The organism is Pontibacterium sp., assembly GCF_041587635.1.
GTDB lineage: Bacteria > Pseudomonadota > Gammaproteobacteria > Pseudomonadales > Balneatricaceae > Pontibacterium.
In genome coordinates this window covers 1-16,382 of the sequence record NZ_JBFGYC010000029.1, presented here as the reverse complement: position 1 = coordinate 16,382, position 16,382 = coordinate 1, and the positions used below count along the sequence as shown (strand labels likewise).

Below are 16,382 nucleotides of genomic sequence, written 5' to 3'. Positions count from 1 at the left end.
TTCTGTTCAGATAACTCTTTTCGCAAAATGAGCTCATCAAAATAGTCCTATACTCCGATGTTACCTAGCGATATCAGTTAGATTGACCAACCCGCCATAACGATTGCGGTTGAGCCTAAGCTCTAACCTTAATTTTAAGTCAGAGGAAGGCCAGGCACTGTTCTCAGTCCTTCAGGCATTACGCTCGTTGACAGGTGCGGGGATAGAAACACCCAACAAAAGCCGCCGGTCACATGCTCCCCTTCCCTCAACAGCACTTTCTCTAGACTTCTATAAGAGCCTAAGGCTTAATGTTGACACTATCAACATCAATACCCCTGTTTCTACTTTGGTTTTTCCTATGAATCATACAGACAATATTCGCAGTGAACTGCGCTACCTAGTACGTGAGATCGGACTGCTGGATAAGAATTGTTTAAATTCCGGACTGTCACTGACACAAGCTCACCTGCTTACTTATTTAGAACGCAATGGAGAAACAGTTTTTACCGAGCTGTGCCAACAGCTGAACGTTGATAAAGCCGCGTTAAGCCGTACTCTGAAAGGATTGGTTGAGAAGAAATGGATTGCGTCACGCGAAGGGGTTGAAAACCGAAAGCAACGTTGGTTTTCAATTCAGATAAAGGGCATCGAGCAGCTGCAATATGCTAACAACGCAGCCAACAAGACGTTTACTGAATTGCTTGCCCCCTTGGCTGAAGGCGAGTGCCAAACAGTGCTATCGGGTCTGCGTTTGCTACGCCTCTCCGCTTTTCGTAAGCGTTATCGGGAGGCACCTGAACAGATAAGGTTCGAGAGCCTTCGCAACTGCTACAGAGCTGAAGCGGATCAACTTCTACGCAACATATTTAACCAAGAACAAGGGATACCCGCTAATTTAATCCCCCTTAACGACACCAGTAATACCCACTGGTGGTGTGCCCGTAGTGGAGAGTACATCATAGGGGTCGTCGCTGCGTGGAAGATGGGTAGTCATTGGCATTGGGGGCGCTTTGCCGTTGATGATCGCTTTCGAGGGCTAGGAGTGGGCAAACGACTGGCGCTGTATTCGCTTGATGAATTGTTCAAAATCCAGTCAGGTGCAGTATTGATCGATGCAAGGGATACCGCTGTTAGAATTTTGGAGCCGCTGGGAGCTAAGGTTAAGGGCTCCTCGGAGAACTTCTACGGTATGCCTGTTACAACGATGAGATTGAATCAAGACGATTTCATAGGGACCGATGGAGACTGTAGATAAAACTGTGTAACTGCCTATTATTGAGCCAGCAATGGCTAAGGATAGGCAGTATGGACAAGCAACAACTTGAAGCCTTCGCACGCGAAGCCGCTAAATCGATCAAAACCGAAAGCGATCTGAATGATTTTCGGCAGATGCTCACCAAAATCACCGTCGAAACGGCGCTCAATGCCGAACTTGATGAGCACCTCGGTTACGATAAACATGGCCAAAGCCCTTCTGATAACAGCCGTAACGGCTATTCCAGTAAGACATTACGTACCGAAGATGGTCAGTTTGAGATTGATGCACCACGGGATCGGGATGGTAGCTTTGAGCCGAAGTTAGTCAAGAAGCAGCAAACACGCTTCACCTCCATGGACGACAAGATCCTGAGTCTTTATGCCAAGGGCATGACCACCCGTGAGATCGTCGCCACCTTCAAAGAGATGTACGGTGCTGACGTTTCCGCCAGTCTCATTTCTAAAGTAACAAACGCCGTATTGGAACAAGTCATTGAATGGCAATCACGTCCTTTGGATGAGGTTTACCCCATTGTTTATCTGGACTGTATCGTTGTTAAAATCCGCCAGGATAAACAGGTCATCAACAAAGCGGTTTACCTAGCTCTAGGTGTTAACCTGGAAGGCCACAAAGAACTGCTGGGTCTGTGGCTATCTGAAAATGAAGGCGCTAAGTTCTGGCTCAACGTGCTCACAGAGCTTCAGAACCGTGGCGTCAAAGACATCCTGATCGCTTGTGTTGATGGCCTGAAAGGCTTTCCAGATGCAATCAATGCCGCCTTCCCTGAAACGCAGATCCAGCTCTGTATCGTCCATATGGTGCGCAACTCGGTGAAGTATGTCCCGTGGAAGGACTACAAGGCTGTTACCGCTGATCTTAAGCGGATTTACCAATCAGTGACGGAAGAAGAAGCCCTACAGGCACTGGAGCAGTTTGCCGAGCGCTGGGACGATAAATATCCCCAGATCAGCCGTTCATGGCGCACCCATTGGGACAACCTGAACACCCTGTTTAACTACCCTCAGGACATTCGCAAAGCGATCTACACGACCAACGCGATTGAGTCTTTGAACAGTGTGATCCGCAAGGCGATCAAGAAACGGAAGCTGTTCCCGACGGACGATGCGGCGAGAAAGGTCGTCTATCTGGCGATCCAGGATGCCTCTAAAAAATGGACCATGCCCATCAGAAACTGGAAGGCAGCCCTGAACCGATTTATGATCGAATTTGAAGACCGCTTGGCGGATTACATTTAACCCTGGCAGTTACACAGAATTATTTACAGGGTCGCAACAAGCGTAACCCGTCGCGTCCTAGCAATAGATAGAATCACATTTCGTCGATCTGACGACGGATATCTTCGATTTTACGCGCTACGACTTTTTCAAGATGCTCCAGCTCTTCCAGCAACACTTCTTTCTTGTTCTGCGTGGTCTTCTCTTCAGTCACCAGCGAATCCAGTTCTGCAACGGCACGCAGGTAATAAGGAGAAGGTTCAGTGGTCGCACGGTAAGGCACCAGTCCTTCTTTCACCGGCACATTCTTGTGCACACGCTTGAACTTGAACTTCTTGCTTTTGGCGAACCACTCACCCTGATGACGATGCAAGTAGATCTTGAGGATATCCATGTCACCTTCAATACGTGATGTGTATTTTTCGATGTCATGTACGTCATCAATCCCCATATCCTTAAGGGTTTCATACTGCTGAGTTGCCATGTCCGCTTTATCTCCGAACGTCAGGAATTAAATAAAATTAGTCATTTGGGAGTATAGCCCCCTTCATCCCTCTATGATGCTCCTCGAAGCCGCTAAATTCAAAAAATTAACATATGAAATACTAGACACCCACGCAGACTACCAAAACATGCTTTAGGTTAGCCCTGAAACGAACCAACGAGAAAATTGGCACACCGACCTTTCCCCCGTCTCTTTGCATCATACATCGCATTATCTGCACATGAGAGCAACTCTGTCAGGCTCGATGCATCATCGGGAAAGCTGGCAATACCAACGCTGCAGCTGATGTTCAGCTCGGCCTGTCTGACGAAAGGTATCTGATGAAAAGCATGTATGATGCGTTCAGCCAATCGATTTCCATCACAGGAGTGTTGGCCTGTGTAGGTTAACGCAACAAACTCATCTCCCCCTAAACGGGCAATAATATCCGCCTCCCGGGTACAGCTACGTAACACATTCGTAAAATCGACTAGTAGACGATCGCCAGAATCATGTCCATAACAATCATTCACTTGTTTAAAGTTATCGAGATCAATGAAGAGCAGTGCCACCGACTGATTCTGCCGCTTCGCAGCAGCAAGCATTTGAGCACCAAGATCTTGAAACGTATACCTGTTATACGCTCCGGTTAGCTGATCATATTTAGCCATACCTTCAATTTTGGCTTTGTACCGTTTCACATCGGTAATGTCTTTACTGATACCTACAAGCCCTACGATATTGCCGCTATCGTCTAAAACTGGCTGCTTACTGGAACTTACCCAGCGCAATTCACCCTCAATGCTGTAGTACGGTTCTTCGTGATTGAGTAAAGATTTTCCCTCAGCAATCACTAGCATCTCATACTGAAAGTACCGGCTGGCATGCTCGTGAGGAAAAACATCAAAATCTGTCTTGCCTACCAAACTATGCCAGTTTTCATACCCAGTCAGGCTGGCAAATACACGACTAGTACAGGTAAACCGATGTTTCTCATCTTTGATATAGATAAAGTCGGTGGTATTCTCCAACAGCGCCCACCAGTCTCGCTGCGAATCACGTAGTGCTTTAATCTCTGCCTTAGCTTGCTGCAACTCAGCTTCCAGCCTTACGATATTCTCAGCTGATATATCTGTATTGCTATCCATTTCGATCCTCTGCACTCTTGTGATCTACACTCGATACAACACGACTAATACAACTTTGATCCAGCAACTGACACAAGAACTCCCTGTTCATTTGTTGATCATTTATTCACGTTCGTCACTATAACGCACTCCATATATGATCTCTATTCAGTTCAATTATATCCTCGACCAGACACTATTCTTCCCAATGAAGCATTCCAAACAGCATTCTTTCGGTTCTATCGCCTATACTTTTCATGACTAAAAACCCAATAACAACTATTGAGGGAGTTCTCATGAAATCCCAATTGGCATTAATACCTTTAGTTGTCGCTGCGCTGGTGACCGGCTGTGCCAGTACCAACTCAGCAGATATGGCCGCCATGCAAGATATGGCTAAACAAGCGATGGATCGCGCCGCTGCCGCTGAGGCGATGGCAAAACAAGCATCTGGTAAAGCCGATGCTGCCAACCGAAATGCTGCTGCGGCAATGGAAGCGGCACGAGATGCGCAGGCTTGCTGTCAGGCAAATACCCGTCGAATCAATCGCGCCTTTGAAGAGTCCATGCAAAAGTAACAGTTCAGGTCGTGGTAACCCTGTGACGCGTTCAGGGTTATCACTCCCGACGAATACCAATGGCAACGGGTACACCATCCGCTTCTGCCAACGCGTCGTAGATCTGATTCCAGTCCAGAACCGCTTCTGATTCCTTTGTGACATGTCTCATCAACACCTGTAAGGGTCCGGGTAGCGCTTGCTTGCTCTGATCCCAGGTTTCCTTACGGTATGCTGCGGGATGCACCTCAAGAAACAGCTCGTGATCACGCCACCCCATCTTGTAAGGCTGATCAACGATGCGAAGCTCAACGCCAACGTTGACCCGATCAAACAACGCGACAATATCTTCTGGATAAAGCCGGATACAACCGTGACTGACACGCATTCCTACACCTGCCGGACGATTGGTCCCATGCAACAGATAACTCGACAGTCCAAGTCGCAAAGCGTGACTCCCCAACGGGTTATCCGGCCCTGCAGGCACCACATCGGGTAATAGATGACCTTTTGCTAAGGCCTCCTCCTGAATTGATTTCGGCGGATACCACGCAGGTGCGACTACTTTTTTAACAACCTGAGTGATAGTAATGGGGGTCTCCCAGCCTTCTCGACCAATCCCAACCGGAAAGCTGTATACCTTATGAGGGTCTCCGTTCGGAAAGTGATAGAGTCGCATCTCAGCGAGATTCAGCACGAGCCCTTGCTTAGGTCCAGCGGGAAGAACAAATTGCGTGGGAAGGCGCAGATAACGTTCTGACTCTGGCAACCAGATATCAAACGTTGGATTGGCTCTCAACATCGCCTCATAACCAATCCCAAAGCGCCGCGCAATACTCACCAAGGTGTCGGCTTCAGATACCCGATACCAGCGAATCTCCCCTATAACATCCTGCTTTTCCATCAACGGCCAAGTGTCGGCCTGAGCAACCGGCGACAACCCACTTAGGACAATCAGTAGTCCCCATGCCCATACCATCGACATATGTACTGATAGAAAAACACTGTTCATAGGCACTCTCTGGCATCGATACGATATTCGGGTCTACGTGCAGTATAGGCGCCGTGCGTTATCAAGATTGTCCACCAGACAATATACCGCTAACCTGAGGGGTATTGCCGTACAGGATGTTAACCGATGCATATGCCCAGCAAGATCTCCCTCCAGAAAACACCTCCCAGCTTACAAGACGTCGCTTTGGACAGTAGCTTTATCGACGACAAGGATACTTACGAGACCAAGCTCAAACGCTTACAGAAGCGAATTCTGACCATCCAACAGGCATATCATCACCAACATAAGCGGGCCATTATCGTGTTTGAAGGTTGGGATGCCAGTGGCAAAGGCGGCGCTATCCGCCGTTTGACCGAACGCCTTGATCCCAGAGGATTCCATGTTCATCCCATCGGAGCCCCTAGCCCCAATGAACAAGGCAGACACTATCTTTATCGTTTTCAGGCACGGCTTCCAAAACCGCAAAGCTGGGCCATTTTCGACCGCTCCTGGTACGGACGTGTATTGGTCGAACGTGTCGAAGCGTTGTGTCCTGAATCTGATTGGCAACGCGCCTATCAAGAGATCAATGAATTCGAACGTATGCTGATGGACGATGAGGTGCGCATCGTAAAGCTATTCCTGCACATCGATCAAAACGAACAACTGCACCGTTTTCAGGAACGACTTAACAACCCCTATAAACGCTGGAAACTCACTTCAGAAGATATTCGCAATCGGGAGAAGTGGCCTCAATACTCAACGGCAATCAACGACATGCTGTCTTATACCTCAACGAGGTCAGCACCGTGGCATCTCATCGCAGCTAACCACAAATGGTATGCCCGCCTTAAAGTCCTTAAGACCATTGCAGATGCGTTGTCGGACGGGGTTGATATGACTCCGCCGCCACTCGACCCGGTGATTATTCGCGAAGCTGAAAAAAACTGGGAATCAAACCAAAGACGTAGCCGGCGTCCAGCGTTACCGGATACCCGAAACACCACGGGACAATAGAAGAAATATGGTCTCTGCAATATCTCTGACATATTCACCCGCCACTATAGCCGGGTGAAATATAAAGAGGACAGAATAATGGATAAGATGCATCTAAGCGCTCAACTGAAACAGCTGCTGAGTCGCGGTTACTCAATCAATGACGTTAAGCATATGCTGACGGCACCCAAAAACCTGATCGATCAGGTAGTAGCAGAATACCAGCAGGAACATCGCTCCCATCGACAAAACATGAACATTCAGCGCCAGCAAGCAGAGTACGCTATGCACTTGGGTAGCGGACGTTAAGTCGTCTCGTTGCCCTGCTTTTCCGCACACTTTCGTCATACTTCCGCACTATACATTTTTTCATCTCAGACCCTTGTTCAGTATCAGTTAACCTCCAATTGTGTATTTACAGTACTAAGGGGTTATGACTAAACTGCGCCCTTCAAGATTCCGGGTTAATAGATAACTAAAATATCCACCTAGTGAGCACTGAGGTACTAACACTATGAAAAAGGCGATTGTTTTTGCAGCAGCAGCTGTCCTGATGTCTACCAACGCAATGGCAGAGCGCGCTGGTCAGGAAGTTTACAACACCAAATGTGCAGTATGTCACGCAAGCGGTGCCGCTAACGCACCTAAGCTTGGTGATGCAGCGGCATGGGGCCCTCGCGCTGCCCTGGGCATCGACGCACTGATGGCGACTGCTAAGTCAGGTAAAGGCGCAATGCCACCTAAAGGCCTGTGCATGGATTGCAACGATGCAGAGCTGAAAGGCGCTATTGAATACATGGTTGATAACTCTAAATAAGAGCTGACCCTGTAGAAATAAAAAACCCGGCATCTGCCGGGTTTTTTATTTGAACGATAAATTATCAGAACACTTCTTTAGGAGGCTGATTCTCGCGTCTGATATCTTCCGGATCGGATGCTTGCAAACGCTTCAGCAACTCCTGATCATCCCCTTTCTGTACCACAATCTCGACGCGACGGTTACGTCCACGCTGGGCGCGGGTTTCATTGGGCGTCAGAGGTTTTGTCGCTGCATATCCTAAGATACGGAAGCGGTCCTGCTTAATACGCGGGTCGCCGAAAAGTTCATGCGCAACGGCCAACGCACGGGCGGTTGAAAGATCCCAGTTAGACTCAAAACGTCGACCTTTATATGGGATATTGTCCGTATGTCCTTCGATGGCAACTTTGCCTTGCACCGTCAGCAACATATCGCGAATTTTAGCCAGTACAGGAATCGCTGCGAATTTCAGCTCTGCGCGACCAGAATCAAAAGAGCCCTGCTCCTTCAACCGGATAATGATTTTGCGGCCTTCCGATTCAACTTCAATACTGCCCTGTCCGATCTCTTTGGCTAATGCAGCAGCAAACTCAACGGCTTCCTCTTCCGCCTCTCGCTCCTGTTCCTTCTGCAACTCCTCAAAGGCTTCACTCGCCTCTTGATCCTGAATCTCGTTTTCACCTTCCTCTGAACGAATATCCAGCGTATTCATATCGTTGTTCACCGTCATCTGGCGAACTTCGTTCAGGGGGGTAGGTTCAGGACGACCCGGACTAAATTCCTGCGCAATAATGGACGTACCTTTCGGCACATCCTCAACTTTGATCTGGTTCTGCACGCCAAAGGCTTCGCGCATGGAACCGGCTAACTGCTTAAACTTCAGTACGTCCATCTCGGAAAACGAGAGCAGCAGTACGAAGAAGCACATCAGCAGCGACATCAGATCGGCAAAGGTTGCTAACCAGCCTGGTAACCCCGCGGGACAGGGGGGGCATTCGTGTTCTTCGTCACTCATGACATATCCACCCGGTATTAGCCGTCTGTCGCACGCTTGCCTTCCGGCAGGTAGTTTTTCAGCATCTGTTCAATGACACGCGGGTTCTGACCCGCCTGAATCGCCAACAGACCGTCGGTAATCAAGGACTGGTTCAACGCCTCTTCATCTTTGCGCTGTCCCAGCTTATCAGCCACAGGTAACGCAAACATGGTTGCCAACATCGCACCATAGAGCGTTGTCAGCAGTGCAACCGCCATGGCCGGGCCAATCGATTTTGGATCCGACATGTTCGACAGCATCTGTACCAGACCCACCAAGGTACCGATCATCCCCATTGCCGGGCCAACATCACCCATGGCACCAAGCATCGTAATACTGTTGTCGTGTCGGTCTGCACCTAATTTCGCTTCTTTGTTCAGGAGCGTTTTCACAACTTCTGGATCGTGACCATCGACCAGTAACTGAATACCGCGCTGCATAAAGTCACTGCTCACTGTTTTGTCTTCCAGTGATAGCAAACCACCTTTACGTGCAGCATCCGCCAACTCAACAGTCTCAGCGATAATCGTATCGGGACTGATAGACTTGAACATAAAAGCTTTGCCAATGACTTTGCCCACACCGAGAAAGGTTCCCAACGTGTATTTCATCATCACCACAAAGAGGGTGCCGACAATTACGATCAACAACGATGGAATGTTAACGAATACGCCAACATCTCCACCCATTACCATCGCGGCGACAACCAGGCCAAATGAGCCCAATAAACCGACGAGCGTTGCTATATCCACTCTATAGTCTCCAGATCACAACCACAGCATTCTCAAGGTGTTACAAGCAATCCATCATAGCAAAAAATTTCATGCAATCACCCCCCAAACAACCGTATGATTTTGATTAATCTAAGCCAATTGATAAATACCTGCGGCTTCGGTAACGTGTACGCCTTTAATTAGCAGGTAATCCCCATGCCACGCAGCAAAAAAACCACTGATTTCGAGACGTCGTTGAACGAGCTTGAAACCCTGGTCAACCAGATCGAGCAGGGTGACCTCTCTCTGGAAGATGCGCTCGGTGCTTTTGAGCAAGGGGTTAAACTGACTCGCGAATGCCAGACTATTCTTGATCAGGCTGAACAGAAAGTTCAGGTATTGATAGAGAAAAATGGCGAACTTCACAGTCAGCCTTTTAATAGCGGCGAGGACGACTGAATCTTGACCATAAAAGACACCCTCCATAAGTATCAGCAACGCGTTGATGCTTATCTGGACGGCACCTTACTCAGTGACAGCATAGAACCACGCTTACAGGAAGCGATGCGTTACGCCCTGTTTAACGGCGGTAAGCGCGTGCGTCCAATATTGGTGTATATGGTTAATCAGATGCTGGACGGTAAATTGGAAGACGCCGACGCAGCTGCGGGAGCGATCGAATGTGTCCACAGCTACTCGCTGGTGCATGATGATCTTCCTGCCATGGACGACGACGACCTGCGCCGCGGCAAACCAACCTGTCATATCGCATTTGATGAAGCGACGGCTATTCTCGCGGGTGACGCCCTGCAATGTGCTGGTTTTGAGTTGCTGACTCTGGACACGACCCAACCGGGCCGCAACCTGGCGATGGTCAAAGTACTGGCTAAGGCGTCGGGTGACAGCGGCATGGTCGTGGGACAGGCGTTTGATCTTAGTCATGTCGGCAAAGCGCTGACACTCGAACAGCTTGAAGCGATGCATAAGCACAAAACGGGTGCTCTGCTGAATGCCGCCGTGGATCTCGGTGCGCTCTCCAGCGGTTGCACAGATGTCGAAACCTTTACGCAACTGCGTCGTTATGGCGATGCCATCGGCCTGGCGTTTCAGGTGAAAGATGACATTCTGGATATCGAAGGCGATACTGAAACTATTGGTAAGCCTCAGGGTTCAGATGTGGAACAAAATAAACCGACCTATCCGGCACTGCTTGGCATGTCCGGAGCTAAAGACAAACTAAGCCAACTGCACAGCGAAGCAATATCCGCGCTGCAGCCTTTTGGTGATGCTGCTCAGCCTTTGGTCGAGCTGGCTGACTTCATTGTCTATCGCGACCATTAATGTTTCAGACTATCCCCGAACAGCGTCCAGCGACACCGCTGCTGGACCGCATCGACAGCCCATCTGATCTGCATAATCTGTCTGCAGACAGCCTCGAACAGTTAGCGGAAGAACTGCGTGCCTTTCTGTTATTCAGCGTAGGAAAAACTGGCGGACATTTTGGCGCTGGCTTAGGTGTTGTAGAGCTAACCATCGCTTTGCACTACCTACTTAAAACACCTGAAGATCACCTGATCTGGGATGTAGGCCATCAAAGTTATCCACACAAGATTCTGACCGAACGTCGGCAACGCATGCTCAGCATACGTCAGCAAGGCGGCTTATCTCCCTTTCCAAAACGCTCTGAAAGTGAGTTCGACGATTTTGGTACCGGGCACTCCAGCACCTCCATCAGTGCCGCCTTAGGTATGGCGATTGCGGACCGCCTGCAAGGATTGGAACACAAAACCGTTGCCGTCATCGGTGACGGCGCAATGACTGCCGGCATGGCGTTTGAAGCGCTCAATCATGCCGCGCATACGCATGCCAACATGCTGGTCATTCTTAACGATAATGAGATGTCGATCTCCCATAATGTCGGTGGATTGGCAACATATCTGGCGAAGAATTTAAAAAACCGCGCGGAAGGTGAAACCACTTCAGCATTGTTTGAAGCATTAGACTTTCACTACAGCGGCCCGGTAGATGGTCACAACTTCCACTCCCTGCTACCTGAATTGACCGCAGCACTGGATCGCCCAGGCCCCCAGTTTCTGCATGTCGTCACCCGCAAGGGGAAAGGATTTGCCCCCGCTGAAGCCGATCCGGTCGGATACCATGCGCTGACCAAGATCGAACCACAAGGTCAGGTAAAGCCTGCGGTTAAGCGCTTGAAATACTGTAATATTTTCGGCCAGTGGCTCTGTGATACTGCCGCTGATGAGTCCCAGCTGATCGGCATTACCCCTGCCATGCGTGAAGGGTCCGATCTCGTCGCCTTCTCACAGCAATATCCTGAACGTTACTTTGATGTCGCCATCGCTGAGCAACACGCCCTGACACTCGCTGCCGGTATGGCGTGTCGGAATATGAAACCCGTTGTTGCGATCTATTCCACATTCTTACAACGTGCGTATGACCAGCTGGTACACGATATCGCTATCCAGGATCTGGACGTATTGCTGGCAATTGACCGGGCCGGCTTAGTCGGTGAAGACGGCGCGACCCATGCCGGCATCTTCGATATCAGCATCTTACGCTGCTTGCCGGGGATGATCATCATGACTCCGTCAGACGAGCAGGAGCTTTACGACATGCTCACCACCGGCTATCTCTATCCAGGTCCGGCCGCCGTGCGTTACCCTCGTGGCGGAGGCAGTGGTATAGATATTCAACGCCGCCCGCGGAAACTTACCTTGGGACGCAGCCAAACACTGCGTACGGGCAATAAAGCAGCTCTACTTAACTTTGGTACGCTGCTCCCGGCAGCGCAGCAAGCAGCTGAGGCACTGGATCTGACGCTGGTCGATATGCGCTTTGTAAAACCGCTGGACACCGCAGTCATAGAAACGCTGTGCGATGAACACGATCTGCTGGTCACGCTTGAAGATCATGCCTTACAGGGTGGCGCCGGATCTGCAGTGGGCGAATACCTGCATCAAGCCAATATCCAAACCCCGCTGCTACCGCTCGGTATCCCCGATTATTGGGTCGAACATGCCACCCGCGGCGAGCAGCTGGCAGAATGCGGATTAGATACGGCGGGTATTGTTAACGCTATCCAGTCACGACTTGAGCCATAGCGTAACCATCACCCACAAAACATCGCCCACAAAAAAGCCGCTGAATAAGCGGCTTTTTTTATCGGTCGAGTATATTACTCATCATCTTTAAAATGATGCTCGGTCATCATATGACCTAGTTTACCCATCTTCGTCGCAAGATAGTCTTCATTGTGACGGTTTTTACCCACCTGCAACGGCACCCGTTCTGCAACGGCAACACCGTATTTTTCCAGCGCTTTAACTTTGCGTGGATTGTTGGTCATCAGGCGAACCTGCTTGATACCGATATGATTCAACATCGGCTGGCACATTGTGTAATCACGCATATCGGCTTCGAAACCCAATTGCTCATTGGCCTCTACCGTATCTGCGCCACCATCCTGCAGATGATACGCCTTGACCTTATTTAACAGACCAATGCCGCGCCCTTCCTGTCGCAGATAGAGCAAAACGCCCTCGCCCGCTTCAGAAATACGTTTCAACGCTTCCTGCAACTGAAAACCACAGTCACAACGCAAGCTGAACAGTGAATCACCGGTCAGGCATTCCGAATGCACACGGGCCAGTATTGGGGCATCCCCACTCGGCTCTCCGTACACCAGCGCAACATGCTCTTTACCCGTTTCCCGGTCCTCAAACCCCACCATCTGAAAAACACCCCAGGGGGTCGGCAGCTTGCAGGAGGCCACAAACTCAACAGTCACTCAACTTACCTCATGAATCGAAGCCCGATATTCTACAGTCTTGTCCTTCCGGGCGCATCCTGCATTAATGGAGGCAAATTAATGAATTACAACCTTTGTCGCCTATGGAAAACCCGTATTTCTAAAAAAAAAGCCCGCTATCGGTAAGGAAGCGGGCTTTTTTGTTATCCAACTCTGGAAAAATATGGGTTATTCGGACGCCTGAAGCTCTGCCTTGGTGTGAAGGGGCAACATAATCATCACCCTTAGCCCATTCAGACGCTCGGAACGTCCCAAAGACAATTTACCCGCGTACTGCCGGACAATATCGGTCACGATACTCATCCCCAGTCCATGTCCGTCGGTCGACTCATCTAACCGCTCGCCCCGCGTCAGCAAGCGCTCTATCTGATCTTCCGCAATACCCGGGCCATCATCTTCGATGATCATGGTGAGGCAATCGTCATCTGTCTCAGCCGAGATTGAAACCGCTGAATGCGCCCATTTACTGGCGTTATCCATCAGGTTACCTAACAGCTCCATCAGGTCATCACGTTCGCCGGGGAAATAAATTTTGTCACTGACATGCTGCTCGATATTGAGCGCTTTATCCCGGTAGATTGCTTTCAGCGTACGCAGAAGCTTATCCATCTCTGGCAACATATAGATCCGCTGACCGGGCAGTGCAGCACCCGCTATACGCGCACGGGTTAGCTCGCGATGCATCAAATCTCGCAGCCGCACTGACTGCTCCTGCATGTCCGCTGCATGGTCCGGGTCACGTTCTTTTAAGGCTTCTATCTGTCTATCCAAGACCGTCAGTGGCGTTTTTGCGGCGTGAGCCAGATTTCCCACTGCATTGCGCGAACGCTGCAAACGCAGCTCCATTGCCTGAACTAAGTAATTGATTTCCGTGACAAGAGGGTCAACTTCAGTCGTATTTACCGGTGATAATTGACGCACCTCCCCCTGCTTAAGGCGAGAGATATCCCCCCGGACACTGACCAGAGAGCGCAGGCCACGACGAATAATCACCACCTGCACCACGAGCAGTATGATCAAAAACACCAGTCCGGACGCGGCGACCGCCCACCCCTGCTGACGCAAAGATTTGTCGATCCGCTGTACATCTTCGGCGAGCACTAACTGAACCTTCAACCCCTGCTTCATAAAGGTTTGGTCCAATACCAACCAGGGTTGTGTAGCCTTATGCACTAAACGCACGTATTCCTGACCAATATCTTCGCCACCGTTGGAGGGAATCATCTCATCCCAGAGAGAGCGGGAATACAGCCACTTGCCTTCCACACGTACTTGAAAATAATGACCGGACATAGGCTGCAGATAAACAGGATCGATCATATCGCTGTTGACACGCCAGCCGCCCGCTTCGTCCATTTCAACAGCACGCAAAATCGTGTAGGCATCACTGGAAAGGCGTGCGCTGACGAATTCATAGGCAGTCTGACGCAGATACCAGCTGTTCGCCAGCCACAGCACCACAATAGCCACCATGGAGACCAGAATAAAACCACTGTTCAGGCGGGTCTGAATAGATTTCAGCATCGGCAGACGCTCAAAGTGTAGCGATGAAGACGTAACCCTGACCCCGTTTGGTCTGGATACGCTCCTTGCCGATCTTCTTACGCAGCATCTTAATGTAGGCCTCGATAACATTACTGTCATTTTCAGCACCATCATCATACAGATGCTCAACTAACTGGAGCTTCGATAATACGCGAGAGGGGTTATGCATAAAGTAACGCAACAGACGGTATTCCGTGCCGGTAAGGGACACCTCTTCGTTACCATCAAGCACTACGGATTGGGTTTTTTCATTCAGAACTAAGCCTTCGACCTCCAGCGTGCTGCTGATCTGATGATTAGCACGCCTTAGTAAAGCAGTCATACGCGCGAAGAGTTCTTCATTGTGGAAAGGTTTACCAAGATAATCGTCAGCACCGGCCTCGAAGCCGTCTACGCGCTCTTGCCAGGCAGAACGCGCCGTTAAAATGAGCACCGGTACATTGTTACGACGTTTACGCCAATTGCGCAGTACCTCCAGGCCCGACCGTTGCGGCAAGCCCAGATCCAGTACTACCAGATCGTAAATATCTTCATACCCCATCGCCTCACCATCAACACCGTTGTCAGCGAGATCAACCGCGTATCCACTACGAAGCAACTCAGCCCGCAGGTCAGGTCCCAGATGGGGATCATCCTCTACCAGTAACACCCTCATAGTGGGTTACTTCTCCTTAATCATGTCTCCTGTACGAGCATCAACCAACAGCATGCGCACCACACCGTCTTTGCCCGCCACTTCCATCTCATAGATGTATTCTTCACCTTGCTTGATCAACGATGTATCTAACATGTGGCCATCGGTCAGCATTTTGACCTTGTCCATCAGCTCCATCATCGACAGTATGACACCTGACTCCGCCAACACACGACATTCATCAGCATCTAACCGTTCCATTGCCTTATCAGCAAGAACAGACATCGGGCTTTCATAACCTGCAGGAAGGTTACTTACCCCCTGCGCAGACAACGTAAAAGTGCCACCAAGCATAATCAGGGTAGCAAACATCAAGCGCTTTACATGGCTTCGCATAAAACCTCCCCCAATTAGGTTAGGTGGTTCCTTCACATTCAGTCAATATATACACCGGTAGACTCTGAGTACAGAGCCTACCGGTGCGGCCGTAAGCAATCAATGAAACGCTTACTGATTGGAATATACATCTTCGCCCCAAAGATCACGAACAGGACTGCCGTAACCACTGCGCAGAGCTTCATCTTTAATATTGGTATCTTCTGCTGACAAATGACCTTCAACCGGATGATCCCAGCTGTCCAGTCCATACAGGGAACCTGTTGCGGCAAACGCCTGAGAAGTCATCAAGGCAGTACCGATAGCAGCAGCGGCGATATATTTTGAGAAAGTTTTCATGGTAACTCTCCAAGATTGTTAAGTAGTCTCGGAGTTCAATTTAGCGCGGCCACCTGAAACCAAGCTGAAAGGTCAGGTATTGTTTAGAACCATTCCACCTAGCGTTATAGCCGAAAGAAAGAATGTCAATTGCAAGGCGATCCAAGCGTAGATGCCGGCCAGGATATCGTCCAACATAATCCCTAACCCACCAGACACTTGTTTATCTGCCCAACGGATCGGCCAAGGCTTTAGAATATCGAAAAAACGGAACCAGAGAAAACCGACGAGTATCCATACCAGTCCGGTTGGTGCTGCAAACATCGTAATCCAGAACCCAACAAACTCATCCCAAACAATACCACCATGATCATGCACGCCAATATCGGATGAGGTGCGGTCACACAGCCAGATGCCCACTAATGTCGTAATCAATAACATCAGGGCGTACATCGGCAATGAAAGCTGTTGAAACCAGA

At 49.7% G+C, this 16,382-nt stretch carries 20 protein-coding genes; 9 read left to right on the top strand and 11 right to left on the bottom strand.

Annotated elements, in window-relative coordinates:
* Positions 1–340 precede the first annotated feature (340 nt).
* Both ABYW01_RS03265 and ABYW01_RS03260 read left to right on the top strand, forming a co-directional pair.
* The gene (locus tag ABYW01_RS03265) at positions 341–1,237 is read left to right on the top strand and encodes a GNAT family N-acetyltransferase (RefSeq protein WP_372831109.1); all 897 of its coding nucleotides are present in this window, start codon (positions 341–343) and stop codon (positions 1,235–1,237) included.
* Positions 1,238–1,287: 50 nt separating this feature from the next.
* Complete coding sequence (locus ABYW01_RS03260; RefSeq protein ID WP_372831108.1) at positions 1,288–2,496, top strand: IS256 family transposase; 1,209 nt, start codon at positions 1,288–1,290, stop codon at positions 2,494–2,496.
* Between the two features lie 73 nt (positions 2,497–2,569).
* Here ABYW01_RS03260 and ABYW01_RS03255 read toward each other — a convergent pair whose 3' ends face one another.
* Complete coding sequence (locus ABYW01_RS03255) at positions 2,570–2,959, bottom strand: DUF3461 family protein (protein WP_372831107.1); 390 nt, start codon at positions 2,957–2,959, stop codon at positions 2,570–2,572.
* Positions 2,960–3,117: 158 nt separating this feature from the next.
* Positions 3,118–4,107, bottom strand: coding sequence for a diguanylate cyclase (locus ABYW01_RS03250; protein ID WP_372831106.1), 990 nt, complete (start codon positions 4,105–4,107; stop codon positions 3,118–3,120).
* Positions 4,108–4,382: 275 nt separating this feature from the next.
* Here ABYW01_RS03250 and ABYW01_RS03245 point away from each other — a divergent pair, with 275 nt between their 5' ends.
* Entirely contained in the window at positions 4,383–4,664 is a 282-nt protein-coding gene (locus ABYW01_RS03245) for an alanine-zipper protein (RefSeq protein WP_372831105.1), read from the top strand.
* A gap of 40 nt (positions 4,665–4,704) precedes the next feature.
* Here ABYW01_RS03245 and ABYW01_RS03240 read toward each other — a convergent pair whose 3' ends face one another.
* Positions 4,705–5,655 (bottom strand): L,D-transpeptidase family protein, encoded by a 951-nt coding sequence (locus ABYW01_RS03240; RefSeq protein WP_372831104.1) that lies wholly within the window; start codon positions 5,653–5,655, stop codon positions 4,705–4,707.
* Between the two features lie 126 nt (positions 5,656–5,781).
* Between ABYW01_RS03240 and ABYW01_RS03235 the strand changes: the two genes are divergently transcribed.
* The 3 genes from ABYW01_RS03235 (at position 5,782) to ABYW01_RS03225 (ending at position 7,450) form a co-directional block, all read left to right on the top strand.
* On the top strand, positions 5,782–6,654 hold the full coding sequence (locus ABYW01_RS03235) for a polyphosphate kinase 2 family protein (RefSeq protein ID WP_372831103.1): 873 nt from the start codon (positions 5,782–5,784) through the stop codon (positions 6,652–6,654).
* A gap of 78 nt (positions 6,655–6,732) precedes the next feature.
* A complete protein-coding gene (locus ABYW01_RS03230) occupies positions 6,733–6,942 on the top strand; it encodes a hypothetical protein (protein ID WP_372831102.1) in 210 nt (69 codons plus the stop codon).
* Between the two features lie 205 nt (positions 6,943–7,147).
* Positions 7,148–7,450: a cytochrome c5 family protein gene (locus ABYW01_RS03225; RefSeq protein ID WP_372831101.1), complete on the top strand. Its 303-nt coding sequence runs from the start codon at positions 7,148–7,150 to the stop codon at positions 7,448–7,450.
* A gap of 64 nt (positions 7,451–7,514) precedes the next feature.
* On the opposite strand, the gene ABYW01_RS03220 is transcribed toward ABYW01_RS03225, so the two are convergent.
* Entirely contained in the window at positions 7,515–8,447 is a 933-nt protein-coding gene (locus tag ABYW01_RS03220; RefSeq protein ID WP_372831100.1) for a flagellar motor protein MotB, read from the bottom strand.
* Between the two features lie 17 nt (positions 8,448–8,464).
* Positions 8,465–9,220, bottom strand: coding sequence for a flagellar motor protein PomA (gene pomA / locus ABYW01_RS03215; protein WP_372831099.1), 756 nt, complete (start codon positions 9,218–9,220; stop codon positions 8,465–8,467).
* A gap of 177 nt (positions 9,221–9,397) precedes the next feature.
* Between pomA and ABYW01_RS03210 the strand changes: the two genes are divergently transcribed.
* From ABYW01_RS03210 to dxs, 3 genes are read left to right on the top strand one after another with little or no spacing between them, the layout of a single operon-like run.
* The gene (locus tag ABYW01_RS03210) at positions 9,398–9,640 is read left to right on the top strand and encodes an exodeoxyribonuclease VII small subunit (protein ID WP_193951442.1); all 243 of its coding nucleotides are present in this window, start codon (positions 9,398–9,400) and stop codon (positions 9,638–9,640) included.
* A gap of 3 nt (positions 9,641–9,643) precedes the next feature.
* Positions 9,644–10,522: a polyprenyl synthetase family protein gene (locus ABYW01_RS03205; RefSeq protein ID WP_372831098.1), complete on the top strand. Its 879-nt coding sequence runs from the start codon at positions 9,644–9,646 to the stop codon at positions 10,520–10,522.
* Positions 10,522–12,303, top strand: coding sequence for a 1-deoxy-D-xylulose-5-phosphate synthase (gene dxs, locus ABYW01_RS03200; RefSeq protein WP_372831097.1), 1,782 nt, complete (start codon positions 10,522–10,524; stop codon positions 12,301–12,303). The genes ABYW01_RS03205 and dxs overlap by 1 nt, the downstream gene beginning before the upstream one ends.
* 74 nt (positions 12,304–12,377) lie before the next feature.
* Here the strand turns inward: dxs and ribA are convergent, their stop codons facing one another.
* From ribA to ABYW01_RS03170, 6 genes are all read right to left on the bottom strand, one after another.
* Positions 12,378–12,989: a GTP cyclohydrolase II gene (gene ribA, locus ABYW01_RS03195; RefSeq protein WP_372831096.1), complete on the bottom strand. Its 612-nt coding sequence runs from the start codon at positions 12,987–12,989 to the stop codon at positions 12,378–12,380.
* A 189-nt stretch (positions 12,990–13,178) separates the two neighbouring features.
* Positions 13,179–14,534 (bottom strand): sensor histidine kinase, encoded by a 1,356-nt coding sequence (locus ABYW01_RS03190; protein ID WP_372831095.1) that lies wholly within the window; start codon positions 14,532–14,534, stop codon positions 13,179–13,181.
* 10 nt (positions 14,535–14,544) lie between these two features.
* Complete coding sequence (locus tag ABYW01_RS03185; RefSeq protein ID WP_372831094.1) at positions 14,545–15,210, bottom strand: response regulator transcription factor; 666 nt, start codon at positions 15,208–15,210, stop codon at positions 14,545–14,547.
* Positions 15,211–15,216: 6 nt separating this feature from the next.
* Entirely contained in the window at positions 15,217–15,585 is a 369-nt protein-coding gene (locus ABYW01_RS03180) for a PepSY domain-containing protein (protein WP_372831093.1), read from the bottom strand.
* 111 nt (positions 15,586–15,696) lie between these two features.
* Complete coding sequence (locus ABYW01_RS03175) at positions 15,697–15,924, bottom strand: hypothetical protein (RefSeq protein WP_372831092.1); 228 nt, start codon at positions 15,922–15,924, stop codon at positions 15,697–15,699.
* Positions 15,925–15,996: 72 nt separating this feature from the next.
* On the bottom strand, positions 15,997–16,382 hold a 386-nt coding region (locus tag ABYW01_RS03170; protein ID WP_372831091.1), incomplete at its 5' end, for a phosphatidylglycerophosphatase A.

Bases quoted from the DNA above. Each gene is read 5' to 3' on its own strand.
- dxs (WP_372831097.1), top strand. From the start codon at position 10,522: ATGTTTCAGACTATCCCCGAACAGCGTCCAGCGACACCGCTGCTGGAC.
- ABYW01_RS03265 (WP_372831109.1), top strand. From the start codon at position 341: ATGAATCATACAGACAATATTCGCAGTGAACTGCGCTACCTAGTACGT.
- ABYW01_RS03255 (WP_372831107.1), bottom strand. From the start codon at position 2,959: ATGGCAACTCAGCAGTATGAAACCCTTAAGGATATGGGGATTGATGAC.
- ABYW01_RS03240 (WP_372831104.1), bottom strand. From the start codon at position 5,655: ATGAACAGTGTTTTTCTATCAGTACATATGTCGATGGTATGGGCATGG.
- ABYW01_RS03175 (WP_372831092.1), bottom strand. From the start codon at position 15,924: ATGAAAACTTTCTCAAAATATATCGCCGCTGCTGCTATCGGTACTGCC.
- ABYW01_RS03220 (WP_372831100.1), bottom strand. From the start codon at position 8,447: ATGAGTGACGAAGAACACGAATGCCCCCCCTGTCCCGCGGGGTTACCA.
- ABYW01_RS03210 (WP_193951442.1), top strand. From the start codon at position 9,398: ATGCCACGCAGCAAAAAAACCACTGATTTCGAGACGTCGTTGAACGAG.
- ABYW01_RS03185 (WP_372831094.1), bottom strand. From the start codon at position 15,210: ATGAGGGTGTTACTGGTAGAGGATGATCCCCATCTGGGACCTGACCTG.
- ABYW01_RS03190 (WP_372831095.1), bottom strand. From the start codon at position 14,534: ATGCTGAAATCTATTCAGACCCGCCTGAACAGTGGTTTTATTCTGGTC.
- ABYW01_RS03250 (WP_372831106.1), bottom strand. From the start codon at position 4,107: ATGGATAGCAATACAGATATATCAGCTGAGAATATCGTAAGGCTGGAA.
- ABYW01_RS03230 (WP_372831102.1), top strand. From the start codon at position 6,733: ATGGATAAGATGCATCTAAGCGCTCAACTGAAACAGCTGCTGAGTCGC.
- ABYW01_RS03235 (WP_372831103.1), top strand. From the start codon at position 5,782: ATGCATATGCCCAGCAAGATCTCCCTCCAGAAAACACCTCCCAGCTTA.
- ABYW01_RS03225 (WP_372831101.1), top strand. From the start codon at position 7,148: ATGAAAAAGGCGATTGTTTTTGCAGCAGCAGCTGTCCTGATGTCTACC.
- ABYW01_RS03260 (WP_372831108.1), top strand. From the start codon at position 1,288: ATGGACAAGCAACAACTTGAAGCCTTCGCACGCGAAGCCGCTAAATCG.
- ABYW01_RS03245 (WP_372831105.1), top strand. From the start codon at position 4,383: ATGAAATCCCAATTGGCATTAATACCTTTAGTTGTCGCTGCGCTGGTG.
- ABYW01_RS03180 (WP_372831093.1), bottom strand. From the start codon at position 15,585: ATGCGAAGCCATGTAAAGCGCTTGATGTTTGCTACCCTGATTATGCTT.